Source organism: Streptomyces sp. NPDC001568 (assembly GCF_042893755.1).
Classification (GTDB): Bacteria; Actinomycetota; Actinomycetes; order Streptomycetales; family Streptomycetaceae; genus Streptomyces.
On the sequence record NZ_JBIAVF010000005.1, the window covers coordinates 418,293 to 440,502 of the forward strand.

General features: G+C 71.5%; 26 protein-coding genes. 13 read left to right on the top strand and 13 right to left on the bottom strand.

Annotation, left to right across the window (positions count from 1 at the left end; all coding sequences use genetic code 11):
* Nucleotides 1-73: 73 nt before the first annotated feature.
* Together ACFY0I_RS12220 and ACFY0I_RS12225 are read right to left on the bottom strand one after the other, a co-directional pair.
* Nucleotides 74-1,144 carry a hypothetical protein gene (locus ACFY0I_RS12220; protein ID WP_388893504.1) on the bottom strand — a complete coding sequence of 357 codons (1,071 nt, stop codon included), beginning with the start codon at nt 1,142-1,144 and terminating at the stop codon, nt 74-76.
* A gap of 152 nt (nt 1,145-1,296) precedes the next feature.
* The gene (locus tag ACFY0I_RS12225; RefSeq protein ID WP_388893506.1) at nt 1,297-1,815 is read right to left on the bottom strand and encodes a nuclear transport factor 2 family protein; all 519 of its coding nucleotides are present in this window, start codon (nt 1,813-1,815) and stop codon (nt 1,297-1,299) included.
* A gap of 349 nt (nt 1,816-2,164) precedes the next feature.
* Here ACFY0I_RS12225 and ACFY0I_RS12230 point away from each other — a divergent pair, with 349 nt between their 5' ends.
* Entirely contained in the window at nt 2,165-2,572 is a 408-nt protein-coding gene (locus tag ACFY0I_RS12230) for a PPOX class F420-dependent oxidoreductase (protein ID WP_388893508.1), read from the top strand.
* 157 nt (nt 2,573-2,729) lie between these two features.
* Here ACFY0I_RS12230 and ACFY0I_RS12235 read toward each other — a convergent pair whose 3' ends face one another.
* The gene (locus ACFY0I_RS12235) at nt 2,730-2,990 is read right to left on the bottom strand and encodes a hypothetical protein (RefSeq protein ID WP_388893510.1); all 261 of its coding nucleotides are present in this window, start codon (nt 2,988-2,990) and stop codon (nt 2,730-2,732) included.
* 462 nt (nt 2,991-3,452) lie between these two features.
* Between ACFY0I_RS12235 and ACFY0I_RS12240 the strand changes: the two genes are divergently transcribed.
* Entirely contained in the window at nt 3,453-4,334 is an 882-nt protein-coding gene (locus ACFY0I_RS12240; RefSeq protein WP_388893512.1) for a SigB/SigF/SigG family RNA polymerase sigma factor, read from the top strand.
* Nucleotides 4,335-4,601: 267 nt separating this feature from the next.
* Nucleotides 4,602-4,829 (top strand): hypothetical protein, encoded by a 228-nt coding sequence (locus ACFY0I_RS12245; protein ID WP_388893514.1) that lies wholly within the window; start codon nt 4,602-4,604, stop codon nt 4,827-4,829.
* Between the two features lie 98 nt (nt 4,830-4,927).
* Here the strand turns inward: ACFY0I_RS12245 and ACFY0I_RS12250 are convergent, their stop codons facing one another.
* The gene (locus ACFY0I_RS12250; RefSeq protein WP_388893516.1) at nt 4,928-5,431 is read right to left on the bottom strand and encodes an N-acetyltransferase; all 504 of its coding nucleotides are present in this window, start codon (nt 5,429-5,431) and stop codon (nt 4,928-4,930) included.
* A gap of 438 nt (nt 5,432-5,869) precedes the next feature.
* Here ACFY0I_RS12250 and ACFY0I_RS12255 point away from each other — a divergent pair, with 438 nt between their 5' ends.
* On the top strand, nt 5,870-6,676 hold the full coding sequence (locus ACFY0I_RS12255) for an alpha/beta fold hydrolase (protein WP_388893518.1): 807 nt from the start codon (nt 5,870-5,872) through the stop codon (nt 6,674-6,676).
* A gap of 156 nt (nt 6,677-6,832) precedes the next feature.
* On the opposite strand, the gene ACFY0I_RS12260 is transcribed toward ACFY0I_RS12255, so the two are convergent.
* On the bottom strand, nt 6,833-7,057 hold the full coding sequence (locus tag ACFY0I_RS12260) for a hypothetical protein (RefSeq protein ID WP_388893520.1): 225 nt from the start codon (nt 7,055-7,057) through the stop codon (nt 6,833-6,835).
* A 127-nt stretch (nt 7,058-7,184) separates the two neighbouring features.
* On the opposite strand from ACFY0I_RS12260, the gene ACFY0I_RS12265 reads away from it, so the two are divergent.
* Complete coding sequence (locus ACFY0I_RS12265) at nt 7,185-7,358, top strand: hypothetical protein (protein WP_388893522.1); 174 nt, start codon at nt 7,185-7,187, stop codon at nt 7,356-7,358.
* Nucleotides 7,359-7,410: 52 nt separating this feature from the next.
* Nucleotides 7,411-7,683: a hypothetical protein gene (locus tag ACFY0I_RS12270; RefSeq protein ID WP_388893524.1), complete on the top strand. Its 273-nt coding sequence runs from the start codon at nt 7,411-7,413 to the stop codon at nt 7,681-7,683.
* A gap of 167 nt (nt 7,684-7,850) precedes the next feature.
* Here ACFY0I_RS12270 and ACFY0I_RS12275 read toward each other — a convergent pair whose 3' ends face one another.
* Nucleotides 7,851-9,818, bottom strand: a complete 1,968-nt coding sequence (locus ACFY0I_RS12275) for an acyl-CoA dehydrogenase family protein (protein WP_388893526.1) — start codon at nt 9,816-9,818, stop codon at nt 7,851-7,853.
* Between the two features lie 517 nt (nt 9,819-10,335).
* Here ACFY0I_RS12275 and ACFY0I_RS12280 point away from each other — a divergent pair.
* Together ACFY0I_RS12280 and ACFY0I_RS12285 are read left to right on the top strand one after the other, a co-directional pair.
* Nucleotides 10,336-10,680 carry a beta/gamma crystallin domain-containing protein gene (locus ACFY0I_RS12280; protein WP_388893588.1) on the top strand — a complete coding sequence of 115 codons (345 nt, stop codon included), beginning with the start codon at nt 10,336-10,338 and terminating at the stop codon, nt 10,678-10,680.
* Nucleotides 10,681-10,868: 188 nt separating this feature from the next.
* Nucleotides 10,869-11,558, top strand: a complete 690-nt coding sequence (locus ACFY0I_RS12285; RefSeq protein ID WP_388893528.1) for a PepSY domain-containing protein — start codon at nt 10,869-10,871, stop codon at nt 11,556-11,558.
* A gap of 71 nt (nt 11,559-11,629) precedes the next feature.
* On the opposite strand, the gene ACFY0I_RS12290 is transcribed toward ACFY0I_RS12285, so the two are convergent.
* Nucleotides 11,630-11,806 carry a hypothetical protein gene (locus ACFY0I_RS12290; protein WP_388893530.1) on the bottom strand — a complete coding sequence of 59 codons (177 nt, stop codon included), beginning with the start codon at nt 11,804-11,806 and terminating at the stop codon, nt 11,630-11,632.
* A gap of 230 nt (nt 11,807-12,036) precedes the next feature.
* On the opposite strand from ACFY0I_RS12290, the gene ACFY0I_RS12295 reads away from it, so the two are divergent.
* Nucleotides 12,037-13,425, top strand: a complete 1,389-nt coding sequence (locus tag ACFY0I_RS12295) for a mycothione reductase (protein WP_388893532.1) — start codon at nt 12,037-12,039, stop codon at nt 13,423-13,425.
* Nucleotides 13,426-13,478: 53 nt separating this feature from the next.
* On the opposite strand, the gene ACFY0I_RS12300 is transcribed toward ACFY0I_RS12295, so the two are convergent.
* Complete coding sequence (locus tag ACFY0I_RS12300) at nt 13,479-14,234, bottom strand: helix-turn-helix domain-containing protein (RefSeq protein ID WP_388893534.1); 756 nt, start codon at nt 14,232-14,234, stop codon at nt 13,479-13,481.
* Between the two features lie 286 nt (nt 14,235-14,520).
* Here ACFY0I_RS12300 and ACFY0I_RS12305 point away from each other — a divergent pair, with 286 nt between their 5' ends.
* On the top strand, nt 14,521-15,798 hold the full coding sequence (locus tag ACFY0I_RS12305; RefSeq protein WP_388893536.1) for a serine hydrolase domain-containing protein: 1,278 nt from the start codon (nt 14,521-14,523) through the stop codon (nt 15,796-15,798).
* 165 nt (nt 15,799-15,963) lie between these two features.
* Here the strand turns inward: ACFY0I_RS12305 and ACFY0I_RS12310 are convergent, their stop codons facing one another.
* From ACFY0I_RS12310 to ACFY0I_RS12325, 4 genes are all read right to left on the bottom strand, one after another.
* Nucleotides 15,964-16,401 carry an ATP-binding protein gene (locus ACFY0I_RS12310; protein ID WP_388893538.1) on the bottom strand — a complete coding sequence of 146 codons (438 nt, stop codon included), beginning with the start codon at nt 16,399-16,401 and terminating at the stop codon, nt 15,964-15,966.
* Between the two features lie 118 nt (nt 16,402-16,519).
* Nucleotides 16,520-16,831, bottom strand: coding sequence for an STAS domain-containing protein (locus tag ACFY0I_RS12315; RefSeq protein ID WP_388893540.1), 312 nt, complete (start codon nt 16,829-16,831; stop codon nt 16,520-16,522).
* A 208-nt stretch (nt 16,832-17,039) separates the two neighbouring features.
* A complete protein-coding gene (locus tag ACFY0I_RS12320; protein WP_388893541.1) occupies nt 17,040-18,392 on the bottom strand; it encodes a PP2C family protein-serine/threonine phosphatase in 1,353 nt (450 codons plus the stop codon).
* Between the two features lie 366 nt (nt 18,393-18,758).
* Nucleotides 18,759-19,226: a hypothetical protein gene (locus ACFY0I_RS12325; RefSeq protein ID WP_388893543.1), complete on the bottom strand. Its 468-nt coding sequence runs from the start codon at nt 19,224-19,226 to the stop codon at nt 18,759-18,761.
* A gap of 392 nt (nt 19,227-19,618) precedes the next feature.
* On the opposite strand from ACFY0I_RS12325, the gene ACFY0I_RS12330 reads away from it, so the two are divergent.
* The 3 genes from ACFY0I_RS12330 to ACFY0I_RS12340 all read left to right on the top strand — a co-directional run bounded on the left by ACFY0I_RS12330 (nt 19,619) and on the right by ACFY0I_RS12340 (nt 21,391).
* Entirely contained in the window at nt 19,619-19,843 is a 225-nt protein-coding gene (locus ACFY0I_RS12330; RefSeq protein ID WP_388893545.1) for a hypothetical protein, read from the top strand.
* A gap of 289 nt (nt 19,844-20,132) precedes the next feature.
* On the top strand, nt 20,133-20,858 hold the full coding sequence (locus tag ACFY0I_RS12335; RefSeq protein ID WP_388893547.1) for a helix-turn-helix transcriptional regulator: 726 nt from the start codon (nt 20,133-20,135) through the stop codon (nt 20,856-20,858).
* Nucleotides 20,859-20,890: 32 nt separating this feature from the next.
* A complete protein-coding gene (locus tag ACFY0I_RS12340) occupies nt 20,891-21,391 on the top strand; it encodes a DUF3291 domain-containing protein (RefSeq protein WP_388893549.1) in 501 nt (166 codons plus the stop codon).
* 210 nt (nt 21,392-21,601) lie between these two features.
* On the opposite strand, the gene ACFY0I_RS12345 is transcribed toward ACFY0I_RS12340, so the two are convergent.
* On the bottom strand, nt 21,602-22,204 hold the full coding sequence (locus ACFY0I_RS12345; RefSeq protein WP_388893551.1) for a PQQ-binding-like beta-propeller repeat protein: 603 nt from the start codon (nt 22,202-22,204) through the stop codon (nt 21,602-21,604).
* Nucleotides 22,205-22,210 lie beyond the last annotated feature (6 nt).

Consider the following 22,210-nt stretch of genomic DNA (forward strand, 5'->3'; position numbering starts at 1 on the left):
GAAGTGGTCCCGGCCGATGCCCGGGTGGGCGGGACACCCGGCGTCCGGCTGCCCCGCATGCCCGTCGGATCGGTCAGCCGGTGGACTTGGTGCCTTCGAAGGAGTACGGCAGGTTCGACTCGGCCGCGACGGACACTTCACCCGAGGCGCCCGCCGGAACCTTCAGCACGGTCAGGCCCATGATCCGCTGGGTGTAGGAGGCCCACGGGATGCCCGTCGTACCGGCCCAGCCGCTGCTGCTGAACGTCGTCGCACGTCCCGGGCCGAGCTCCGTGTACACCTTGCTGACGGCGGTGCAGGCGACGAGCGCGCCACCGTCCGTGGTGCGCCAGACGGGTCCGTGCGGGGCGCGGTTGACGTCGACGGCGACATCGAGCTTGGCACCCTTGCCGAGGTCCTTGCGCATGGCCTTGAGACCTGCGGCGGAGGCCGCCTTCACGTCGGCGACGTCCTGACTCCACTTGACGCCGCCCGCACCGGTGTCGGTGTGCAGGTAGTCGCCGTACTGCCCGCAGACCTTCGCGGGGTCGGCGGCGAGCCCCGCCGCGTCTGCGCCGGTCACCGCTCGGCCGTCGGGCCCGACGGCGACCCCGGGCAGGGCCGTCGTCTCGGGTGCGCGGGCGAGGAAGGCCGCGAGCCAGGGCGCGCCCGTGCGCTGCTGGTGGAAGAGCGACCAGCGCAGCACGGTCTCGCCCTTGGCTTCGCCGACCGTGTGACCCTCCACCTCGTGGGCGCCGAGGATCCACCTATCGCTGCCGTCGTCCTTGCCGGTGCTCCAGATGTGCACGGCGGAGTCGTTCTTCGGCGGGGAGTCGCTGGGGACCGACGGCCGCTCGGTGCCGTACTTCCTGCTGGTTTCCACGACGGCGAGCTGCTGCTCCAGCAGGGGGCCCTCGGTTATGCCCTTCCAGTACTCGGCGTCGAAGTTGTCGGCCTCGACCTTTGCGGTGAGGTCCTTCACGATGCCCCGCGCCTCTTCCTCCGAGAGCGGGGGCGCCTTGACCGGGGCGGCCGGACTGCTCGTGGCGGGGAGGGCCGGCGTCGCCGAACCTTCGGCGACCGCCTTCGAAGTCTGCCCGCCGCAGCCTGCCGTGGCGGCGGCTACGAGCAGGACGGCCAAGGCCGCGGGTACGGAGCGTCTCATCATCTGATCCCTCGAAGAGCGGTGCACAGGAACCTGATGATGCCCTACGCCCCGGGCAGCCTCCCCGGACCCCCACCCCGCACCTGACCGGGCAGGACGAAGGCCCTGCCCGGTCGGTGCCACCACTGCGCGGGTTCGCGCTCCACCACTGGTCAGGAGGCGGGCGGGGTCCAGTCGGCGGGCAGGCCGGACTGGGCGAGGACGGTGGCGAGGCTGTAGTGGTCCTCGTCGGAGGTGATGCGGCACCGGTTCTTGTCGACGTCGAGGAGGGTGGTCATCGGCACGGCGAAGGGCTTGGGCGCGCCCTTGAGACGGCCCGAGTAGATGGCTTCGACGGTGATCCGGTCACCGTCGCGGTGCGCGGTGCGCACGGTGACGCGGACGTTGTCGATGAGGCGGTCGGCGCGGGCCTTCCAACCGGAGATCTCCTCGCGGCCGCGGAAGGTGATGCCCACGGCCTGGTCGGTGTAGGTGCCGTCAACGGTGAACAGGGCGCCGAGCGCCCGGGAGTCGGTGCCGTTCCAGGCGCGGGCCCAGTCGGTGACGATCCGCGGTGCGCGTCGTTCGGCGCTCTGTGCGGCGTGGGCGGTCGTGGCGGTGGCGGCGGTGGTCGCGCAGAAGGCCGCGGCGGCGAGCATCACGGTCAGGGCACGGGGCGGACGGGACGTCATGGTGAAGACTCCTTGGAGAACGTAGGTGTGCGTGTGCGTATGTGTGCGCATCCGTGTGGCGACGTGCACGGCACACAGGCTGGCGCCAGGTGGTGTCCACTTCCCAGGCCGGTCAGGGGGTGGGGCCTGTCCAAGGCTGTCCGCGCCTGCCCGGTGCCCGTCCACCCGGACCCGGCCCGTCCACCCGGACCCGGCCCGTCCACCCGGATCCCGCCGCGGCGCCGCGGCCGTCACGCCGGACCGTCCCTCGCCGCGCCCTTGGGTGCAGTCGTCCAGTTCGTGATGGTTTCTGCCAAGCTGGTCGTGCTGTCCGCCCCGTGGGCGGTATCCCTCCGAAAGGAACCCGACCGTGACGGCTGTGCTCTCCGACGACCTGAAGCAGATCATCGACGAGACTCCGGTCTTCGCCTCCATCGCCACGATCCAGCCCGATGGCAGCCCGCAGGTGTCCGTCACCTGGTTGGCCCGCGACGGCGAGGACCTGCTCTTCTCCACCACCGTCGGACGCCGCAAGGAGAAGAACCTGCGCCGCGACCCCCGGGTGACCGTACTCGTCAATCCGCACAACGCCCCCTACACCTACGCGGAGATCCGCGGGACGGCGCGGCTCACCACCGAGGGCGGGCAGGAGCTGATCGACACGCTCTCCCGCAAGTACACCGGCAAGGACTACGCCGACTTCAATCCCACCTCCGCGCAGGACAGCGAACGCGTCGTCGTCCGCGTCACGCCCCGCAAGGTCGTCGGATCCCTCTGAGCGGGCCGGTAGGGGGTCAAGGAGGCGACCGACGTGGTGGTCGACGCCTTGGCCCCGGCCTCTCCCGAGGGGGAGGCACTTCGACGCCGGGGCTTCCCGTCGAAGCGGAACACCGGTTGCCCGCACACGCTCGACTCGTCGTTCTCCGGCTACTCGGTCATCCGTCCCATGCGTTGAAGAGCACCCCGCCCAACGTGGTGGTGTCGTAGAGCCGGACCTGGCGCCACTCGCCCGGTGTCAGCACGGAAGTGTTCACGTCGGAGAGCGGCATGACGAGCTGCTCGCTGCTCAGAACCACGAAGCCTGCCTCGGTGAAGGCGTGCGCCCACGGTGGAGCGGAGCAGAACTCCTGGCGGTACCAGTCCCGGCGTTCCTGGGCGAAGGCGATCCAAGGGTGATGCGCGTGGCAGAGGATCACGCTCCCGCCCGTGCGATCGACGATCGGCGTGGAAGGTCCGGGGGTACGCCTGTTCCTCCACTTCGACCACCGTGCCCTCGGCGGCGCGGGCGGCGGCATGCAGCGCGGTGCGGAACGCGCGCAGGTCGATTTCCGGAAGGGGACCTTCCTTCGGCGTGAAGCAGCCCGTCGCACCCCGCGGCAGCGTGAAGCCCGCGTTCCCGTCATCGACCATGGTGTCCATCCTGCTCGATGCGCGGCCCGCGGGACGGTCTCCCGTCCGCCGAGGTCATGAGCATCCGTCAGCGTTGTGGGGGAGGGGCGTTCCGCTCCTGAGTGCACGGCAGCACAACTCGTGAAATGCATTTCGCGTATTGCTTGACGGGTGTGTGTCGAAGGGGCGATGATCGGTCAGCGGCCACAGGGGCCGCAACGTCCGGGGGGAGTCCTCGGCCACAAGGTCGATTGCATCGGGGATCCGAAATGAACGCTCTGTCCACGCAGTTCGCCACCGCGCCGACCGAGACCGTGGTGGAGCCCACCACCGATTTCCCCGAGCCGCTTCCCCGCATCGTTGATGCCCGGGAGGTCGCCCCGGCCGATGCCCGGGCCCTCTCCAAGACCTTCTTCGAGCGGCTCCGCACCCTGGACGAGGGCACCCACGAGCGCCAGTACGTCCGCAACACGCTGATCGAGATGAACCTGTCCCTGGTCCAGTTCGCGGCCCGCCGGTTCCGCAACCGCACCGACGGTACGGACATCGAGGACATCATCCAGGTCGGCACCATCGGCCTCATCAAGGCCATCGACCGCTTCGACCCCACCCTCGGCAACGAGTTCACGACCCTGGCCCTCCCCTACATCACCGGGGAGATCAAGCGGCACTTCCGCGACACCACCTGGGCCGTCCGCGTCCCGCGCCGCCTGCAGGAGCTGCGCATCGAACTGGCACGCGGCAAGGAGGACCTGCACGCCGTGCTCGATCGCGCGCCGACGGTCCGTGAGCTGGCGGACCACCTGGGGCTCAGTGACGACGAGGTGATCGAAGGCCTGGTCGCCGCCAACGGTCACTCCAGCCAGTCCCTCGACAACGAGCAGAACGAATCCTCCGACACCGCCCCGCGCCCGCTGGCCGACGTGCTGGGGAGTGACGACCCGGCGATGGAGCTCTTCGAGGACATCCACAGCCTCGCGCCGCTGCTGCAGAAGCTCGAGGGACGCGAGCGGCTCATCCTGCAGATGCGCTTCGGCCAGGAGATGACGCAGGCACAGATCGGGGAGCGCCTGGGCATCTCCCAGATGCAGATCTCCCGGCTCCTCACCCGCACCCTCACCCGGCTTCGCGAGGGCATGCTCGCCAACTGACTCCCCTCACGCGTGCGGGGCGTGGACGGCTACAGCCGCCACGCCCCGCACGCGTGACCGCGTACCCGCACGACATGGCAACCGGGGGAGCGACTCCCCGGCCAGCCCGATGACCAGGGGCTCGGCTCCGGCACACGGCTCGGCACACGGCTCGGAGCCTTGCCGGGCGCCGTTGCCGCACCGGCATCGCAGTCGATCGTTCAGGTCCGGCTTTCAAGGCGCCTCTCGGGCGGGTGTTCGGATCGGTTTGCGGGGCAGGTGGGCTGTATGACTGATGAAGGCGAAGCCACCGCATCCCGAGCGCCCGAACCGGAACTTCCTGCCCGGGTTCCCGAGAACGACAAGCCCCTCACCCCTGACCTCCCCCCGCTGGGCGTCTCGGCTCCCGATCTGTGGGAGGCCGAGGGCGGCGATGGCCCCCGCGAGGAACCGCAGGACAAGGCCGGGGGAGCCGCGGAGCCCAAGGACCCCAAGCCCCAAGAGCCGACGGACTGAGGAGCCGTAGCCCAACCGGACGTGATCCCGTGATCCGTTGAGTGCTGCCGGTCAGGCATGGTGCAGCTCGGAACGAGAGGGACATCCGGCGTCTCCCCTCATGCGTCCGGATGCTCCGGCAGGGCGAGCCAGTCCGACCAGGAGACGTCGCGGCCGAGGAAGCGGGGCTGCTCGAACGGCCAGTCGGCGGCGATCCACTGCGGCACCAGCGCGTCGAGGGCCTGCTCGACCTTGCTGCCCACCAGCTCGTCCACCACCCACCAGGAGATGTCGCCGTCCGCGCCGGCCCTCTCCGGTGGGTCGATGTAGACGCAGCCGACCAGAGCTGTCTCCGCCGCGTCGAACAGCGCGTGGTTGAAGGACTGGTGTGCGGCGATCTCCTTCTCGTGCCGCAACAGGTCGGCCCGGTCGGCCTCGTAGGTCATGGTGGCCGCGGGCCAGCCCCAGGCCGGGCCGAAGATGGTCCACAGTCGCTCGCGCGAACCCATCACAGCCGGATAGTCGAGCGGGGTGTCCGCCTCCCGGATCGGGCGCAGGTGGTGGCCACCGCCCGGCAGCGGTACCAGGACGGGGTGGACGAAGTTATCGGGTAGCCAGCTCATGGCGCCAGACCGTAGCAGCGCGCGGCTGTCCGCTCCCCCGGATTTTCCCCGTGCAAAGGGGATGCACGACGTCCTGGCGTCCGGCGCGGCGGTGGCCGAGGAAGGGGCTGGGGGCGGGCGGGCCGCAGGCGGCTCCCAGGGGGGAGAGGGAGCCGCCTGCGGTCACCCAGCCGCGGTGGAAGCCCGTCTCCTGAGGCGTCCACCGTCACCGCGCGTGTGTCCTGAACCGCCGCCGCCAAACGCTCGGAGGCGCCGGCAATTCTTCGGGCGGCGGGTCGTGTCCGCGCCCGCACGTCCCGTGACCGCTTGCGGCGCCACCGATCCATCCATACAACCGTATTGAACAGTCGTCATATACGTGCGTATGATTCTGGTCATGGGGACGGCCACCGCGTCGGCTCCCGATGACCCACCACGTTCCGTCACGAGGAGTCAGCCATGACCGCCACGCCCGCCGCCGCCGTTCACGCCGCCCGCGCCACCCTGGACCTGGACGGCCGCAGCCTCTCCTACCTGGACTTCGGGGGGACCGGACGCCCGCTGCTCGCGCTTCACGGCCACCTCTCCGAGGGGGCTTCCTTCTCCGCTCTCGCGGCCGCGCTCGGCTCCGAGTGGCGGGTCATCGCCCCCGACCAGCGCGGTCACGGTGACTCCGACCGCACCCCCGACTACACCCGGGCCGGTTACGTGACCGACCTGCGCGCCCTCGTCGACCACCTCGGCCTGGACCGGTTCACCGTCCTCGGGCACTCCTTGGGCGCCGTGAACGCGTCGTACTTGGCCGCGGAACTCCCCGAGCGCGTCGACGCCCTGATCAACCTCGACACCGCCGCCCTCCTTCCCGCAGGGGAGGCGAGCGCACTCGCCTTCGTACTCTCCTTCCCCTACACGGCAAGCACCCGCGACGAGCTCCTCGCGGCCCTCGGCCCCGCCGCCCCCATGCTGGGCGGCGCCCTGCGCCCGCTGCCCGAGGGGGGATGGCGCCTGCCCTTCCACCCGCAGGACACGGTCACTTCCGAGACCGCGGTCCACGGCGACCACTGGGAACAGTGGCTCGCCGCTCCCTGCCCGGCCCTCCTCTTGCGGGGCACCGACAGCCAGGTCCTCGGCGCCGAGCACGCAGCCGAGATGACCGCCCGCCGCCCCCGTACGACCCACGAGACCTTGAACGCCGACCACTTCCTCCAGCTGCGCGACCCCCAGGGAGTCCACGCCGCCGTACGCCGCTTCCTGGCCCACGTCTGAGTTCCGGTCCGCGTCCGGGTTCCCGTTGGACGCGGGTTCACGACTCGCGCTCGCAGGCAGTTCGGATCCGCCGTCGTGATCGCCGTCCCCGCCCGGTCGACCGGACGGCGCATGCCGTCCGGAGGGGTTCCCCGGCATTGCCGGGGGAGGCGGGGGTCAGATGCCGACGCTCCAGACCTCGGGACCGCCGCCTTCCCAGCGGATCGGGCCGTCCTCGGAGAGGTCCACGTCCTCGAAGCCGGCGCGACGCAGGAACTCCGACACGTCACCGGGCGTGTGGGCGCGTCCGAGGTCGGCGTCCACGCCCAGTGCGTGCACGGTCACTTTCCGCCCGCCCTTGGGCGACACGGGGTGGATCACGATCTCCGTCTGATCGGGCATGTCTCCAGCCTGAGCCCAGCCCGCGCACGCGGCACCTGGAACCGCCCGACCGCACGCGGCCCGGGCCACCCCCCCCGGCGCCCCTCCAGGGCTGGAGGCGGTCGCCCCGCCACCCGCCGCTGGTGGCGTGCCGCGTTCGACCGGCATGATCACGCAGCTGCGCGACGTCCTGGACCACGCGCCCGCCATCCGTGACGGAATGCCCTACTCGTTGTTCGAATCCGTGGCGGGAGTCGCGGACCTCGCGTCGAGCACCCAAGTGGCTGCATCGATACCGGACTTCGGGGTATTGGCGGGCTAGGCCGGTCCGCCTTTGGACGGCTCTTCGGGTGATCGTTTCGAAGGAGCGGAAGATGACGACGCAGTACGGCAACCAGCCCACCGGACAGGGCACCGACGGCGCCCCGAGCGCCGCGTCGACCGGCAACGCGCTGAGCATCGTCGCGATCGTGCTGGGCGTGATCTCCCTGATCTTCCTGCCGATCGTGTTCGGTGTGATCGGCCTGGTCCTGGCCATCGTCGCCAAAGCCGTCCGCCACGAGCGGCTCGCCACGATCGCCATAGTGGTGAGCGCCGTCGGCCTGGTCGGAGGCATGGTCCTCGGCGCCGTCGTGGCCAGTTCATGATCTGAGCCGCGCACCGACACCGCCTCGGCCGGTGGCCAGGACCCCGTACGGAGGTCCCGACCACCGGCCGAGGCGGTGTCGTGCCCGAAGCGCAGCCGACGCGGCTCCCTGCCGCGGACCAGAACGCCGACCCGGGGCGAACCGAGTCGCCCCGGGTCGGCCGCGGCTCAGCCGCCCACGAGGTCCGGTGACCGCAGCATGGCGGTCGGGATGCCCCACGCGTCGACCAGATCGACCGCGAGCGGACGGACCTTGCGGCAGAGGTCGTTGATCTCGCGACTGATCGCCTTGGAACGCTGGACGGTGAGCCGGCCGTGCTCCATGAACCAGGCCCGGTCCGCCTCGATCGTCGACAGGGCGAAGAGGTCGCAGAGGAGGGCGAGCGCCTCCTTCTCGCCCCCTTCGGGCAGCGCCCGCACCTGGTCGACGAAGGCCTCCGTCACCAGCCGTTCGACGTGTGCGTGGGCGAGTGCGATGACATGGTCCTGCACCTGCGAGAAGACGGCGCCCGGATCGCGCTTCTGGTCGATCCCTCGCTTGATCCGTCGGGCCAGTCCCGCGAGCATGTGCTCCTCACGGAAGCGGACCATGGCGAGCTGGTACTCCGAGTCGAGCAGGCCGGCCTCCCGGTCCCACTCGTCGCCGCCGGGCAGCAGGTCACGAACCCGTTCGAGCAGTTTGTGGGCCGAGGTCCGCTCGATGACAGTCTCGACGGCGAGGTTGGTGACGTAGCGGACCATGCCCAGCTGGTCGAGGTCCTCGAACTCGCTCGCGTGATCCGTGAGCAGCCCCTTGGCCACGAGCTGCAGAAGGACGTGGTTGTCGCCCTCGAAGGTGGTGAAGACGTCGCTGTCGCCCTTGAGGGCGGCGAACCGGTTGACGGCGAGGTAGCCGGCGCCTCCGCAGGCCTCGCGGCACTCCTGGACCACCCGGGTGGCGTGCCAGGTGCCGAGCGCCTTGATGCCCGCGGCCCGGGATTCGAGCCGGCGGCGCGCCTGCGCGTCGTTCTCGATGTCGGAGAAGACGGCGTGCAGTTGAGTGCGCACGACGTCCTGCGCGGCGTGCAGGGCGTACGTCCGGGCGATGAGCGGCAACAGGCGGCGTTGGTGCAGGCCGTAGTCGAGGAGCACCTGCTCCTCGGAGTCGGGGGCGGCCTCGAACTGCCGTCGGCGTACGGCGTACTTCGTGGCGACGGCCAGCGCGACCTTGGCGACGTTGATTCCGGCGCCGGCCACGCTGACCCGGCCCTGCACCAGCGTGCCGAGCATGGTGAAGAAGCGCCGGTTGGGGTTGTCGATCGGGCTCTCGTAAGTGCCTTCGGGGGTGACGTCGGCGAACCGGTTGAGCAGTGCCTCGCGCGGCACGCGCACGTCGTCGAACCAAATACGGCCGTTGTCCACGCCGTTGAGGCCCATCTTTCGCCCGTCGTCCTCGATCCGGACGCCAGGGGCGGTCTGCCCGTCGACCCGGAGGGGGACGACGAAGGCGTGCACGCCTCGGGACTGGCCGGCCACCTCCAGCTGGGCGAAGACGACGGCCAGTCGGGCGTGCCGGGCGGCGTTGCCGATGTAGTCCTTGCGTGCCCGGTCGTCCGGGGTGGTGATGACGAACTCCCGGGTCGCGGGGTCGTACGTCGCGACGGTGCCGAGCGCCTGGACGTTGGAGCCGTGTCCGGTCTCGGTCATCGCGAAGCAACCCATGAGTTCTCCGGTGATCAGGTCCGGGAGGTGGGCCTTGTGGTGACGCTCGGTGCCCAGGTGGAGGATCGCGCCGCCGAAGAGCCCGAACTGCACGCCGACCTTGACCAGGACCGACAGGTCTCCGAAGGCCAGCGTCTCGAACGCGGCGATCGAGGCCCCGACGTCGCCGCCCCCGCCGTATTCGGTGGGGAAGCCCATGCCGGTCTGGCCCGTCGCGGCCATATCGACGACGATCTCGCGCACCCGCTCGCGATACGCGTCGATGTCGAGCGCGTCGGCCTCTTCGAGGACGGAGGCGTACTCCGCCAGATTGGTGCGGACGAGGTCACGGATCCCGGCGTACTCGCCGTCGAGCACCTCGGTCAGCGAGGAGACGTCGATCTCGGGCTGCACGTATCCGGTCACGGGGGAGGATGTGTCGTTCTGGGGCGCCATGCCGCTCCGCTACCCCACCCCGGGGCGATCAACCGGGGACGGACGGGTGGCAGGCACCATGGCCGGCGCCCCCACCGGGCGGTCATCACCCACGGCGACGATGCCTGATTCCCTACCGGTCACCGACCGATCTCCGACCGATCACCGACTTCGCCTTCGTGATGACCCGGATGCGTCGACCGCATCGGGTTCGGGTCCGGTGCTCCGGGAGATGCGAGGGGCGCTCTGGGGCGGGCGCAGGATCATATCGGCGTGCGTCGGGGCGTTTTGAACCGCATCGGCCTGATGCCGATGTGCTCAAACGTTTCAACTGGCGACCAGAGGTTCAAATCGGACATCATGGTGCGAATTCCGGCCTTACGTGGCGGAGTTGATTGCAGACAACATCGACGGCGCGGGAACCTCGATGTGCAACCGCGAAGGTCGTTTCGGCGGCTCTCGTGGTGTGGGTGTTCGTCGTGCCCGTAGGCGCGGGGCGCCCTTTCCGCTCGATTTCCGTGAAGGAGACATCGTGCTCATGAAGTCGAAAAGGATCGTTCGATCGGTCGGCGTGGCGTTCGTCGCGGCGGCGTCGCTCACATTGACCCTCCCCGGCAACGCCTTCGCCATCGATCACGTCGAGTGCCGGGGCGGCGAGAACTTCCTGAAGATCTGGTCGCACGACGGCGGCCGGCAGAGCGTGGACTGCTACGCGAACAAGGGACGGACCGGCTTCGGCGGTTGGTGGGTCGACAAGATTTCCACCGGAAACAACGACCTGATCTACTACGACGCCAACGGCGACTCGGTGCGGATCAACCGCTGGACCGAGATCACCTTCCCGAACCGTCCTCCCAAGGTCGATTCCATCGAGATCCTGTGACGTCCTGAAGAGCACCCTCGGGGGGCCGGGCCGGCCGCGCGGCCCCCCGAGGGCCCCATCGCCCCGGTCCTGCGGATTCCGCTGTCCGTGCTCTGGTGTTCGGCTGTTCGGATGCGGTGCGAGGCGCGATCGGGCGGGGTCCGGCGCGGCTCCTGCCCGGATCGGGGGACGCCGGTTGAGTGGAACCCATGAAGACTCTCATGCGAATCCGCGGGCTGGCCGTCTGCCTGGCCGTCTCCTCCACGTTGCTGGCCGGGGCCTGTGGGCGCGGCAGCCAGGATCCCGTCGCGGCCGCCCCACAAGCGCCCACGTCGGCGCAGGCCACCCCGTCCGGCAGCGCCGGCGCGCTGACCGAGGACCAGCGCGAGCGCATGGCCCTGGTGCCCGCGGCGAAGATCGCGTGGAACCAGGCCGCGGACACCGCGGTCGGCAGCGTCCCCCAGGGCAGGATCGTCGAGATCGAGCTGACCAAGGCCCGCGGCGCCGGTACGGCCACCCCCGCCGGCACCCCCAGCCCGGGGGCCTCCACCCCGGCAGCCGGGTCCCCGGTGTGGGACGTCACCGTCGCGGCCCAGGACGGTACCGCGCACGACGTCCAGGTCGACGCGGTCACCGGGGCGGTGACCCGCTCGCGCGTGGAGTCGGGGCAGGACGAGGACGACAAGAGCGAGCTCGCCGAACAGCTGAAGGCGGCGACCACCACCCTGCAGGACGCGGTACGGACCAGCACCGGCCGCAAGCAGGGCACGGTCACGGCCGTGGAGCTCGACGACGACGTCTGGTCGGTCGACATCGTGACCCCGGACTGGAACAAGACCACGTACGACATCGACGGAGCCAAGGGCACCGTCGTCCGCGAGCACGTCGACCGGGACTGACCGTCCCCGGCTGAACACCGCCCGAGCCCGCCGCCGCGTCCTCGTCCCTCCCGGGCCGCGTCAGGACCCGCTCAGGTCCTCGCCGTCCGACCCGCGGCGCACGTGACCGTGCCCCTCTCCTCCCGGAGCGCGGGGAAAACGCCGCGGGCCGGGTTGCGGTGGATGAGGCGGGCCAACGCGAGGCCGAGTGCGGTCGCCGCGAGGGTCCAGGCGGCGAGGACGACAAGTGCGGTGAGCCAAAGGGGCATGGCGGCAACTCCGTTCGGAAGGTCGGGCGGGGGCGCGGTTGCTGCCTCATGCCCCGGCGGGTGGGGGAGCATGCACGGGTTTCCTCACCCGGTGCGGACCTTCGAGGCGCATCTCGCCCGCCGCCTCATGTGCGCCGACTTCCCGCCCTCCTGACAGCCGCCGCCGGGGCGAAGGACGCGGCGGCGTGCCGTTCGCGGATACCGTCGCCGTGCGGGGGTACGTTCCGCCGATGCGTACACATGACCTGGTGATCGTAGGGGCGGGCTCCGGCAACGCCGTCGTGGACGACCGTTTCTCCCACTTGGACGTGGCCGTCGTCGAGGAGGGGCCCTTCGGCGGCACCTGCCTGAACCGCGGTTGCATCCCCAGCAAGATGCTCGTGCACGTCGCCGACCTCGTGGACGGCATCCGCGCCGCCGACCGGTTCGGCGTACGGGCCCGGCTCGGCGGAGTCGACTGGTCCGCGGTCCGGGAGCGGGTCTTCGGGCGCCTGGACCGGCAGGCCGCCGAAGGGGAGCAGGGTCGCCGGGACGCCCCGAACATCGAGGTCATCAAGGGGCGAGCCCGCTTCACCGGGGACCGTACGCTGACCATCGGGAGCGGCGCGGACGCCGTCACGGTCCGCGGCGAGCAGGTCGTCGTCGCAGTCGGCAGCCGCCCGGCCGTACCCCCGCCGGTGCGCGACTGCGGGCTGCCGTACGAAACCTCCGACACGGTGATGCGCCTGGACCGCCCGCCCCGGCACCTGGCGGTGCTGGGCGGCGGCTACGTCGCCGCCGAACTCGCGCACGTCTTCCACGCCGCGGGGAGCCGCATCACGGTCATCGAGCAGGAGGACACGCTGCTCTCCGCGCAGGACGAGGCGATCGCCACCGCCTACACGGAAATCGCCTCCGACCGGTACGACGTGCGTACGGGAACGGCACTGACCCGTGTCGAGGGCGAGCCGGGGCGACTGCGCCTGGTGCTGGACGACGGCACGACCGTGGAGGCGGACACCCTGCTCGTCGCGGTGGGCCGTACCCCCAACAGCGACCGGATCGACGCCGGTAAGGCCGGCATCGACCTCCACGACGACGGCCGGATCGTCGTGGACGCCTTCCAACGGTCCAGCGCTCCGGGGGTGTTCGCCCTCGGCGACGTCAGCACGCCCTTCCCGCTCAAGCACGTGGCGAACCGGGAGGCCCAGGTGGTGGCGCACAACCTGCTGCACCCCGACGACCAGATCCGCAGGTCCCACGAGGCCGTCCCCGCAGGGGTGTTCACGCACCCGCAGATCGCGCAGGTCGGCAGGACCGAGCAGCAGTGCAGGGAGGAGGACCTCGACTACGCCGTCTCCGTGCGCCGCTTCTCCGACACCGCCTACGGCTGGGCGCTGGAGGACGGCGCCGGCTTCTGCAAGGTGCTCGCGGACCGGCGCACCGGACAACTGCTCGGCGCTCACGTCCTCGGCCCGCAGGCCGCGAGCCTGATCCAACCCCTGGTGATCGCCATGGGCTTCGGGATCGACGCGGGAGCGCTCGCGAGAACCCCGCTGTGGATCCACCCCGCGCCCACCGAGGTGGTCTCGAACGCGCTCCTCGACCTGGACGTCCCGCGGGGCCCGGGCTCTCGCTGACGGCGTTCCTCCGGCCCGGGCGGGGCCCGGGCCGGTTCCGGTCGAACGCTTCCCTACCCCTGGTCCGCCTGGGGCAGGGGCGCGCCGCCCGACGCCCCTTCGGGCTTCGTGTGGAGGATGTCCCGGGCCTGGTCCGCGGCCCGGGCGATGCCCTCGGACACGAAGGTGACGAAGCGCGCGATGTTTTCCAGACGCGTGGCAGCCGGCGTGTCGGGGCCGAGAATGGCGACCCCTTGCCGGGCGACGTCGCCGAGGTGCGCCGTGGCCCGGGCACTGGCCATCGTCGATTGGTAGAGGACGTCGTCGTCGACGACGTACCGCTCGCGACGGCGTTCGTCACGTTCCCGGCGGATGAGTCCCTGACTTTCGAGGAACGTGATCGCCTTGGACACGGACGCGGGGCTGATCTGCAGGCGCCCGGCGATCTCGGACGCGGTGAGACTGCCGGTGTCGGTGGTGTAGAGGGTCGCCAGCACCCTGGCCGTCATCCTGGGAAGCCCCGATTGCATGAAGAGGGTCGCGAACACCTCCTCGTACTCGCGCACCGCCTCGGCGTTCCGTCCATGGGCTTCCGCGGGCGTCTCCGCCCCCCGGGGCACGGGCTGCCTGCGGCGGTGCGCACGGCGTTCGGTCGCGCGGTGGGCCAGGTCGGCGCGGTAGGCGGTGGGGCCGCCGTTCCGCATCACTTCGCGCGTGATCGTCGAGGTGGGGCGGTCGAGCCCGCGGGCGATCTCGGCGTAGGCGAGGCCGTCTGTCACTCCCAGCTCGATCTGCCGGCGTTCCTGCTGGGTGAGCCTGCCTCCCGGCATTGCGGTCTCCTCATGGTCGACAAGTGCCCAGCGTAGCGGCCACGGTCGAACCATTGCAACGCTACGTGTGAGGCTGTTGCGTTCAATCGAGGCTCGTTGAGCGGGTGTGGCGGGAATCGGATTGGCAGTGGGTTCCCTCCTCGGGGCGGGACGGTTGCCGCATCCACGAACGCTACGTAGCTTTCCTGTGGTAGAAATCGGGACGCGGATGCTGCCCGCCGCCTCCGCCTCCCGCTGTCGCACGGGGCTTGACCTTGTCCCTGCGTCAGGGTCCGACGATCCCTTCATGAACACGACGACCGCAGCTCGACGTACCGCCCACCCCGCGCTCGCCCCTCGCCGTGGCCGGCCGGCCCGTAGCGCGATCCGTACGCCCGGCCGGGGGATCCGCGCGGGGCTGCGGATGATCATCGCCACCGCGGTGGCCGCCCAGATCGCCATCGCGACCCCGCCGGCATCCGCGTCGGCACCCCCTCGCGACCACGCCGGGGCTCAGCGCGTACTGGACCGTGCCGTGGCCGGCGGGGGTGTGCCCGGCATCCTCGCCAGGGTCCGGGACGGCCGTGACACGTGGGTCGGCGCGGCCGGAGTGGCCGACACCACGACCGGTCGTCAGCGCCGGGCGCAGGACCGCTTCCGCATCGGGAGCACCACGAAGACGTTCACGGCCACCGTGATGCTGCAACTCGCGGCCGAACACCGGCTCTCCCTCGACGACTCGGTGGAGAAGTGGCTGCCCGGCGTCGTGCGCGGCCCCGGCCACGAACCCGAGCGGATCACCATCAGGCAGCTCCTCGACCACACCAGCGGCATCCACGACTACGTCAACGACGACGTCATGAGGAAACGGGGTACGGGCACGGCGTTCCTGGAGCACCGCTTCGACCGTTACCGCCCCGAGGAGATCGTGGGCATCGGAGTCTCCCATCCGCCCGTGTTCGCTCCCGGCAGCGACTGGGGATACTCGAACACGGGCTACTTCCTCGCCGGAATGATCGTGGAACGGGTGACCGGCCGGCCGCTCGCCGAGGTGATCGCGCAGCGCGTCACCCGCCCGCTCGGGCTGACCGGGACGTACCTGCCGGGCGGCGACGATCCGCTGATCCACGGACCCCACGCCCGCCACTACTCGAAGCTGATGCTGACCGATCCCGAAGCCGGGATCCACGACGTGACCGAGCTCAACCCGTCGTGGGGATGGGCGGCGGGCGGCATGATCTCGACGACCGTCGATCTCGACCGGTTCTTCCGCGCACTCCTGGGCGGCCGGCTCCTGCCCCCGGCCCAGCAGCAGGAGATGCTCACCATGGTCACGACCAAGAACTGGATCCCGTACACCACCTACGGGCTCGGTGTCGCCTCGCAGGAACTGGCTTGCGGCGTGACGGTCTGGGGGATGGGAGGCGCCATCAACGGCTCCTGGACCTACACCTTCGGAACGCGCAACGGCACGCGCATGGTCTCGGTCAACGTCAACGGCGACTGGAACTCCCCGATCACCGTGTTCACCGACCTCTTGCAGGCCGAGTTCTGCCCGAGCCCGTCCCCGGTACCGGCCGGATAGGAGCCGCGGCCGCCGAGCGCATCGGCTCGACCCGGCGACTCGCCCGCGGCACTGCCCCGACGCGGCGTCGACGGATCCCGCACCGCGGTGCCGGTCCCGCCCGTCGGCCCCGTCACTCGGGTACGGGGTCCCGCGGCGGGGGCTCCGGCGAGGTTGTCGGGGGGCTCAGCCGAGGTTCAGGTCTGCGGTGATCGACTTGCCGCCGCCGCGCGGAGTGACGGTCAGGTGAGAGGCGAGGCTCTGGACCAGTGGCCAGCCGTAGCCGCCGATCCTGCTTCCGGCGGGCGGGCTGGTGCGGGTGATCGGGGGCTGGGGATTGTGGTCGGCCACGGAGACCCGGAGCGCACCCTCGTGGACGTCGGCGTGGAAGGCGGCCAGGCCGCCGCCGTGCCGGATGGCGTTGGTGACGAGTTCGGTCGTGACCATCAGGGCGTCCGTCACGGCGCGCGCGTTCCAGGGGAGACCGGCGCGCTGCAACAGGGCCGCGACCTGGCTGCGGGCGTCGGCCGCGGTTGCCGGGAGTGGGGCGGGCGCCGTGGTGGCGGGAGCTTCCGGACGGATCGTCCGTCCGCCCGGCTCATCGTTGCCTCGTGACCGTCCCATGTCCCCGCGTCTGCCCACTGTCGAATCGACCACGCGATCCTCGCACACGTCGCCCGTGCGGTCACGGGGAGGGCTCGCCGCCCGATCGCGGGGTCTCACTCGGGCCGCTCGTGACCGGTCACATCCGGGCCGCCTCGTTCAGGGTGGAGTGCAGGTCGAGGACCTGGTCGGCGCCGGTGATTTCCAGGAGGCGCAGCAGCTGGCTCTGCGGGGCCGCGATGCGCAGCGCCGTGGTGCGGTGGACCCTGATCAGCAGGTTCAGGAAGGAGGAGTCGGCGAAGGTCAGGGCCGAGGCGTCCAGCACGACGGTGTGGTGGGTCGCGGCGGCCGCCGTCAATTGTTCGGCGATCGGTCCCACGGTGTCCGCGTCGTACTCGCCGACGGCGGTGACGATTGCCACGGCGTTGTGCCCTTTGTGCGTGTCTTCCATGGCCACAGCATGCCGGCCCGCGCACGGCCGCGAACAGGGTGTCAGCTTTCGGGGCCGGGCGCGTCGGGTACCGGTCGCCGATCCGGGGGAGTCACGGGGTGATGCGGGGTCGGAATCCGCCGCCGGTTCGGCCGTGCCGCGCCCGCGGTGCGTTCTTCCGGTGGGGCGGGCGGTCACCGTCTGCGGCGATCGGGACGGACCGGCCGGGTCAGGGCTTCGGCGGGACGCGCAGGGCGAGGAGAGCGGTGTCGTCGCTGGCCCAGCCGTCGTGGTGGTTCGCCAGGACGGCGGCGATCTTCGTCACGGTGTCGGCCGCGTCCAGGCCGGTGGTGCCGGCCAGCGTACGGGCCAGGTGTTCCTCGCCGAACATCTCCCGCGTTCTCCCGGGGGCGTCGGGGTCAGGGCGGGCTTCGCAGGCACCGTCGGTGTACAGGAGCAGCAGGTCACCGGGGGCGAGGCGGAAACGGACGTCGCTGATGTCGATCCCGGGGAATACGCCCAGCAGGGAACCGGCATTGCCGAGCTGCTGTATGCGACCGTCGGCCCGGCGGATCAGGGCGGGGGGATGCCCGGCCAGACACAGGCGACCCGCGGCGCCGGCTTCCGTCCTACGGAACGTGGCGTGGACCGCCGTCAGGAACCGCGGGGCGCGCTGGGCGAGCATGGCCGCGTTCAGCCGGCGCAGGACCTCGGCCGGGGACAGGTGCTCACCGGCGTCGGCGCGCAGGGTGTAGCGGGCCAGAGCGGTGATCTTGGCGGCTTCGGTGCCCTTGCCGCACACGTCCCCCATCACGGCCGTCCACCAGGGACCCCGGGCCTGGAAGAGGTCGTAGAAGTCGCCGACCACGCTCGCGTCCCCGCTGGCGGGGGCGTAGTGGGCGGCCGTGTCCAGGCCGGGTACGGGGCGCAGGGCGGGCGGCAGGAGGCTGTCCTGGAGGCTGCGGGCCAGATCGCGGCTTGCCGTCAGGGCGGCCTGCGCCTCCTCGAGGGAGGTGCGGAGGTTGACCTCGTTGCCGACCGCGCGGGCCATCGTGGACAGGGAGACGAGCTCGGCGGGCTCCCAGCGCCGTGGCTCGTCGTCGATGACGCACATGCTGCCCAGCACCTCGCCCGCCGGGCCGAGGATCGGATACCCGGCCCACGCGCCGATCCGCATCGGCGCGACCGACGGATGGTCCCGGGTTCTCGGGTCGGTGCGCGCGTCCTCGACGACGAAGGGCTCGCCGGCCAGACCGACCAGGAAGTAGCAGAAGCTCTCCTTGACCGGGTTCTGCCGCTCCTCGATCGTGGTGGCGTCCACGCCGACGCAGGACTTCCAGAAGGAGCGCTTGTCGTCGACGAGTGTGATGAACGCCCGCCCGGCCCGGGTCAGCGTCGCGGCCATGTGCGCCAGGTCGTCGAACGCCTCTTCCCGACCGGTGTCGAGCAGACCGGTCGCCGCGACCGCCTTCAGGCGCCTGGGGTGCGACAGCGCGGACGGCAGCCCGTCCGCGCGCAGCGTGCCGGGGAACACCACCTGGTCCATGCGCTCCACCGTGACCTCTGCCGTGCCCTTTGCCATCGAACCGTCCGTCCACCCCGGTCAGCCACCATGGTCAGGCGCCGCCCGGCAAGACTACGGCGACAGGTTCCCTTTCGGTGCCGCCTTCGCCATCGCCTTGCTCTCGCGGGCGCTTCGGATCGGGAGGGCTTCGTCGCCGTGTCGAAGCGGTCCCGGTGGGCTCTCTCGCAGCGGACCGCACGGTTCGCGGTGGCCGCCCTGCGGACGAGGTCCGCTCTTGTCGGTCCCGCGAAGTCTTCCCCTAGGGGCGGCGGAGTGGATGCGGTCCTCGCTCACTGATTTCGGCCGCCGGCCGGCGGGTACGGAGCGTGGCCCGGCGCGGCCGGGAGCGCGGGGCCCGGCCGGGTCGGGTCCCGGCGTGCGCGGTCATGCCGGGGCGTCGGTCAGGCCGGTGATCCGGAGGTCGGGGAGCCGGACGTCGTACCGGACGTCCGAGGTGGTGCCGTCGCCCCAGTTCTGGGTCACGATCACCGTCGCGGTGGTGGGGGAGCTGCTGCCGTCGGACACGGTCCACGAGTCGGGGACGTTCTGCGCGCGGAAGACGGGGTCGGCGTCGTGGGTCGCGGCCCACTCATCGAGGGCCGCGTTGGCCTCGGGCGTCAGGTGGCTCGCGCGCACCTCGGCGGGAACCTGCGGCCCGGACCCCTGCACCGCGCTCCGGTACTTGGTGAGGAAGGTGTCCACCTGGGCCGTCGTGGGAGTGGCCTTCGTGAGGGCGGCGGAAGGGGTAGGGGTCGGGGTCACCGGGATCGCGGCGGCCGGGGTACCGGTGGGCAGCAGGGTCAGTGCGGACAGGGCGAGGGCCACGGCTGTGCGGCGTACGCGCAGGGACACGGGGGGCTCCGATCGGGTGGGGGTGTGGTCCCTCACTCTGTCGAAGATCAACTGGCCGGGCCGAGCCCGCCGGGCCGAAGTCACCTGTTCGGCCGGTGGTACGCCTGTACGGCCGGTGGTACGCCTGCTCGCCCGCGCAGGCGTGGACGGAACCCCACCCGCGCGCTCCCCGCGGCGCGGGACGTTACCGCCCCTCCCCGGGTGACCCGCCGCGCCCGTCCGGGGGCGACGAGCGTTCGTCCGGCCGAGGGGCCGATGGGAGGACGTGGGCGGAGCGGGGGACGCGGTTCCCTGGAGGTGTCGGTGCAGAACGGATGAAATGCCCACTCGACGTGGTCCGCCACCTCACGGCACGGCATCGACGGACCCCGCCCATCAGAGGAGCCTGACTCATGCGTGTTTCCCGTACCTTCGCCACCGCCGGACTGACCCTCGCCGCCCTCGGCCTCGCCGGCACCGCCTCGATCGCCTCCGCCGCCCCGAGCGCCCCCGCCGGCGCGAAGGCCGTGTCGACGGACGGTGGAGCCGGACAGCCGGAGATTCGCGCAGCATCCCAGGGCGGTGGCGGGCAGGTCCTGGCCTTCGCCCAGGGCGACCGGAACAACTTCCACCCGTAGGCGGCGACCGTCACCGGCGCGCAGTGCCCGCTCCGGTTGCCCGGGGCGGGCACTGCGCTGCGTGATCGGACGATCTTCCCCTGCCGGACCTTGCCGGACCTGCTGGACCTGCCGGACCTGCCGGATCTGCCCACCGGCCCGGAAGGACCCCTCTCGGTCGGGCACCCGAGCGAAGTCCAGGAGCTCGGTGCGTCGTTGCCGGCGACTCTGCCGCGCGAACGTGCGACCGACTGCGCACGGGGCTTGCCGTCGATCTATGTCCAACCTGCGTCGTTCTTAGAATGGGCAGGTGGAGGACATCGATGCGATCGCAGTGTTGCAGGATCCGGTGCGGCGCCGCCTGTACGAGTACGTGGTGGCGCAGGGCCGTGAGGTCGGCCGCAACGAGGCCGCCGAGGCGGCCGGGGTGGCGCGTACGCTCGCCGCGCACCATCTGGACAAGCTGGCCGACGTCGGGTTGCTGGATACCGGTAGCCGCCGGCTGACGGGCCGCTCGGGGCCGGGGGCGGGCCGTCCCGCCAAGGTGTACACGCGGGCGCGGGTCGAGCGGTCGGTGTCGCTGCCCGGGCGGGACTACCGCACCGCCGCCGAGTTGCTGGCCGAGGCCGCGGAGGAGGCGGGGCTGGATGACGGGCTCCGTGCGGCGGCGCGCCGGCGGGGGGAGGCCCTGCGCGGTTCGACGGCGCCCTGCGCCGGTCTCGAAGAGGCGATGGAGGTGCTGGCCGCCCGCGGCTACGAACCGCGCCTGGAGGGTGGTGGTGAGGGCGGTGGGAGCGCCGGCGGCGCCGGGGAAACCGCCGAGGGGCGCGCCGGGGCGGAGCCCGCACCCGTCGTCCGCATGCGCAACTGCCCCTTCCACACAGTCGCCGAACGCTTTCCGCCGCTCGTCTGCGGCATGAACCTGGCGTTGCTGGAGGGGCTGCTCGGCACGGACGGCGCCGTCCGTGCCCGCATGGAGGCCCGACCGGGGGAGTGCTGCGTGGTGGTCGAGCATTCTAAAAACAACATTGATTGACATAGAAATGCGGGCCGTGTTGGGATGGGGCCATGACCGCATCCCCGCACGGCCCTGCCGCGCACCTCGCCCAGCTCAACGTCGCCACGCTCCGCCATCCCCTGGACGACCCGCGCATGGCGCCGTTCGTCGAGATGCTCGACCCGGTCAACTCCGCCGCCGACGGCACGCCCGGGTTCGTGTGGCGGCTCGTGGAGGAGGGGGCGGACGATGCCACCGAGCTACGCCCGGCGGGGGAGGACGTCATCGTCAACATGTCCGTGTGGGAGACCCAGGAGGACCTGTGGGACTTCGCCTACCGGAGCGGGCACTTGGAGGTGATGCGGCGTCGTCGTGAATGGTTCGCACGGCACGTCGAGGCGCACCTGGTCCTCTGGTGGATTCCCGCCGGTCACCTCCCGACCATCGGAGAGGCACTGGAGCGACTGGCGGACCTGCGGGCCCACGGGCCGTCGCCGCGCGCCTTCACCTTCGCCTCCTCGTACACCGCCGCCGAGGCCGCCCCGCAGCCGCAGCCCGCCGACTCGGCCTGAGCGCGCCGGGGGCGGTGCCCGTCAGCCGCCCGGCGTGCCACGAGCCGAGGGAGCGGTCGGCCCCGGTGGCCGGGGCCCGTCGGCGGGCGTGAAGTCGGCGGCGGCCGGGGCCCGTCGCCGGGCGTGAAGTCGGCGGCACGAAGGCTCCGCACGGCTGACGACACCGGAACGCGGGGCCGTGGGATGCCCACGGCGACGATCCCCGTGACGTCACCACCCCAGCGGGAACTCCAGGATCCGGCCGTCCACGGTCCCGACCAGCAAGTGCCCCCGCGGTGCGACAGCCAGGGACAGTGCGGTGGTCGGCGCACCGTCGACCTCCAGCCGGGTGCGCCATCGCACCGATCCGTCGTCGGAGTCCAGGGCCACCAGCGCTCCGGAGTTGTAGGCCACGTAGACGGTGTCCCCGTCGGTGTCGAGGGCGGTGGCAGGGTGATCGGTGCGGTACTGCCATCGCACCGCGCCGTCCAGGGATCGCCGTACGACGTAGGCGCCCCCGGGTTGGAGCCCCTGCCCGTGGTGGACGGCGCCGGCGTAGACCAGGGACTGCCCGATCTCGACGGCTGGACCGCCGAAGTGGTGCTCCGACGGCACCCAGGAGTGCGGGAAGAGCCGCCGCAACGTCCCATCGGCACCCGGGGTGGTGACCCACTTGTCCCTGTGCGGCTCGTCCGGGTCGGTGCCGACCAGGACGTACGGGCGGCTCGCGCGGCGGACGGCGAACGGATGGTTGAACAGGTCGAAGCCGCCGACTTCCGGGCCGTACGCCGGGCCGACCTCCGGGCCGTCCAGCGAGCCGTCGAGATCGAACATCAGCAG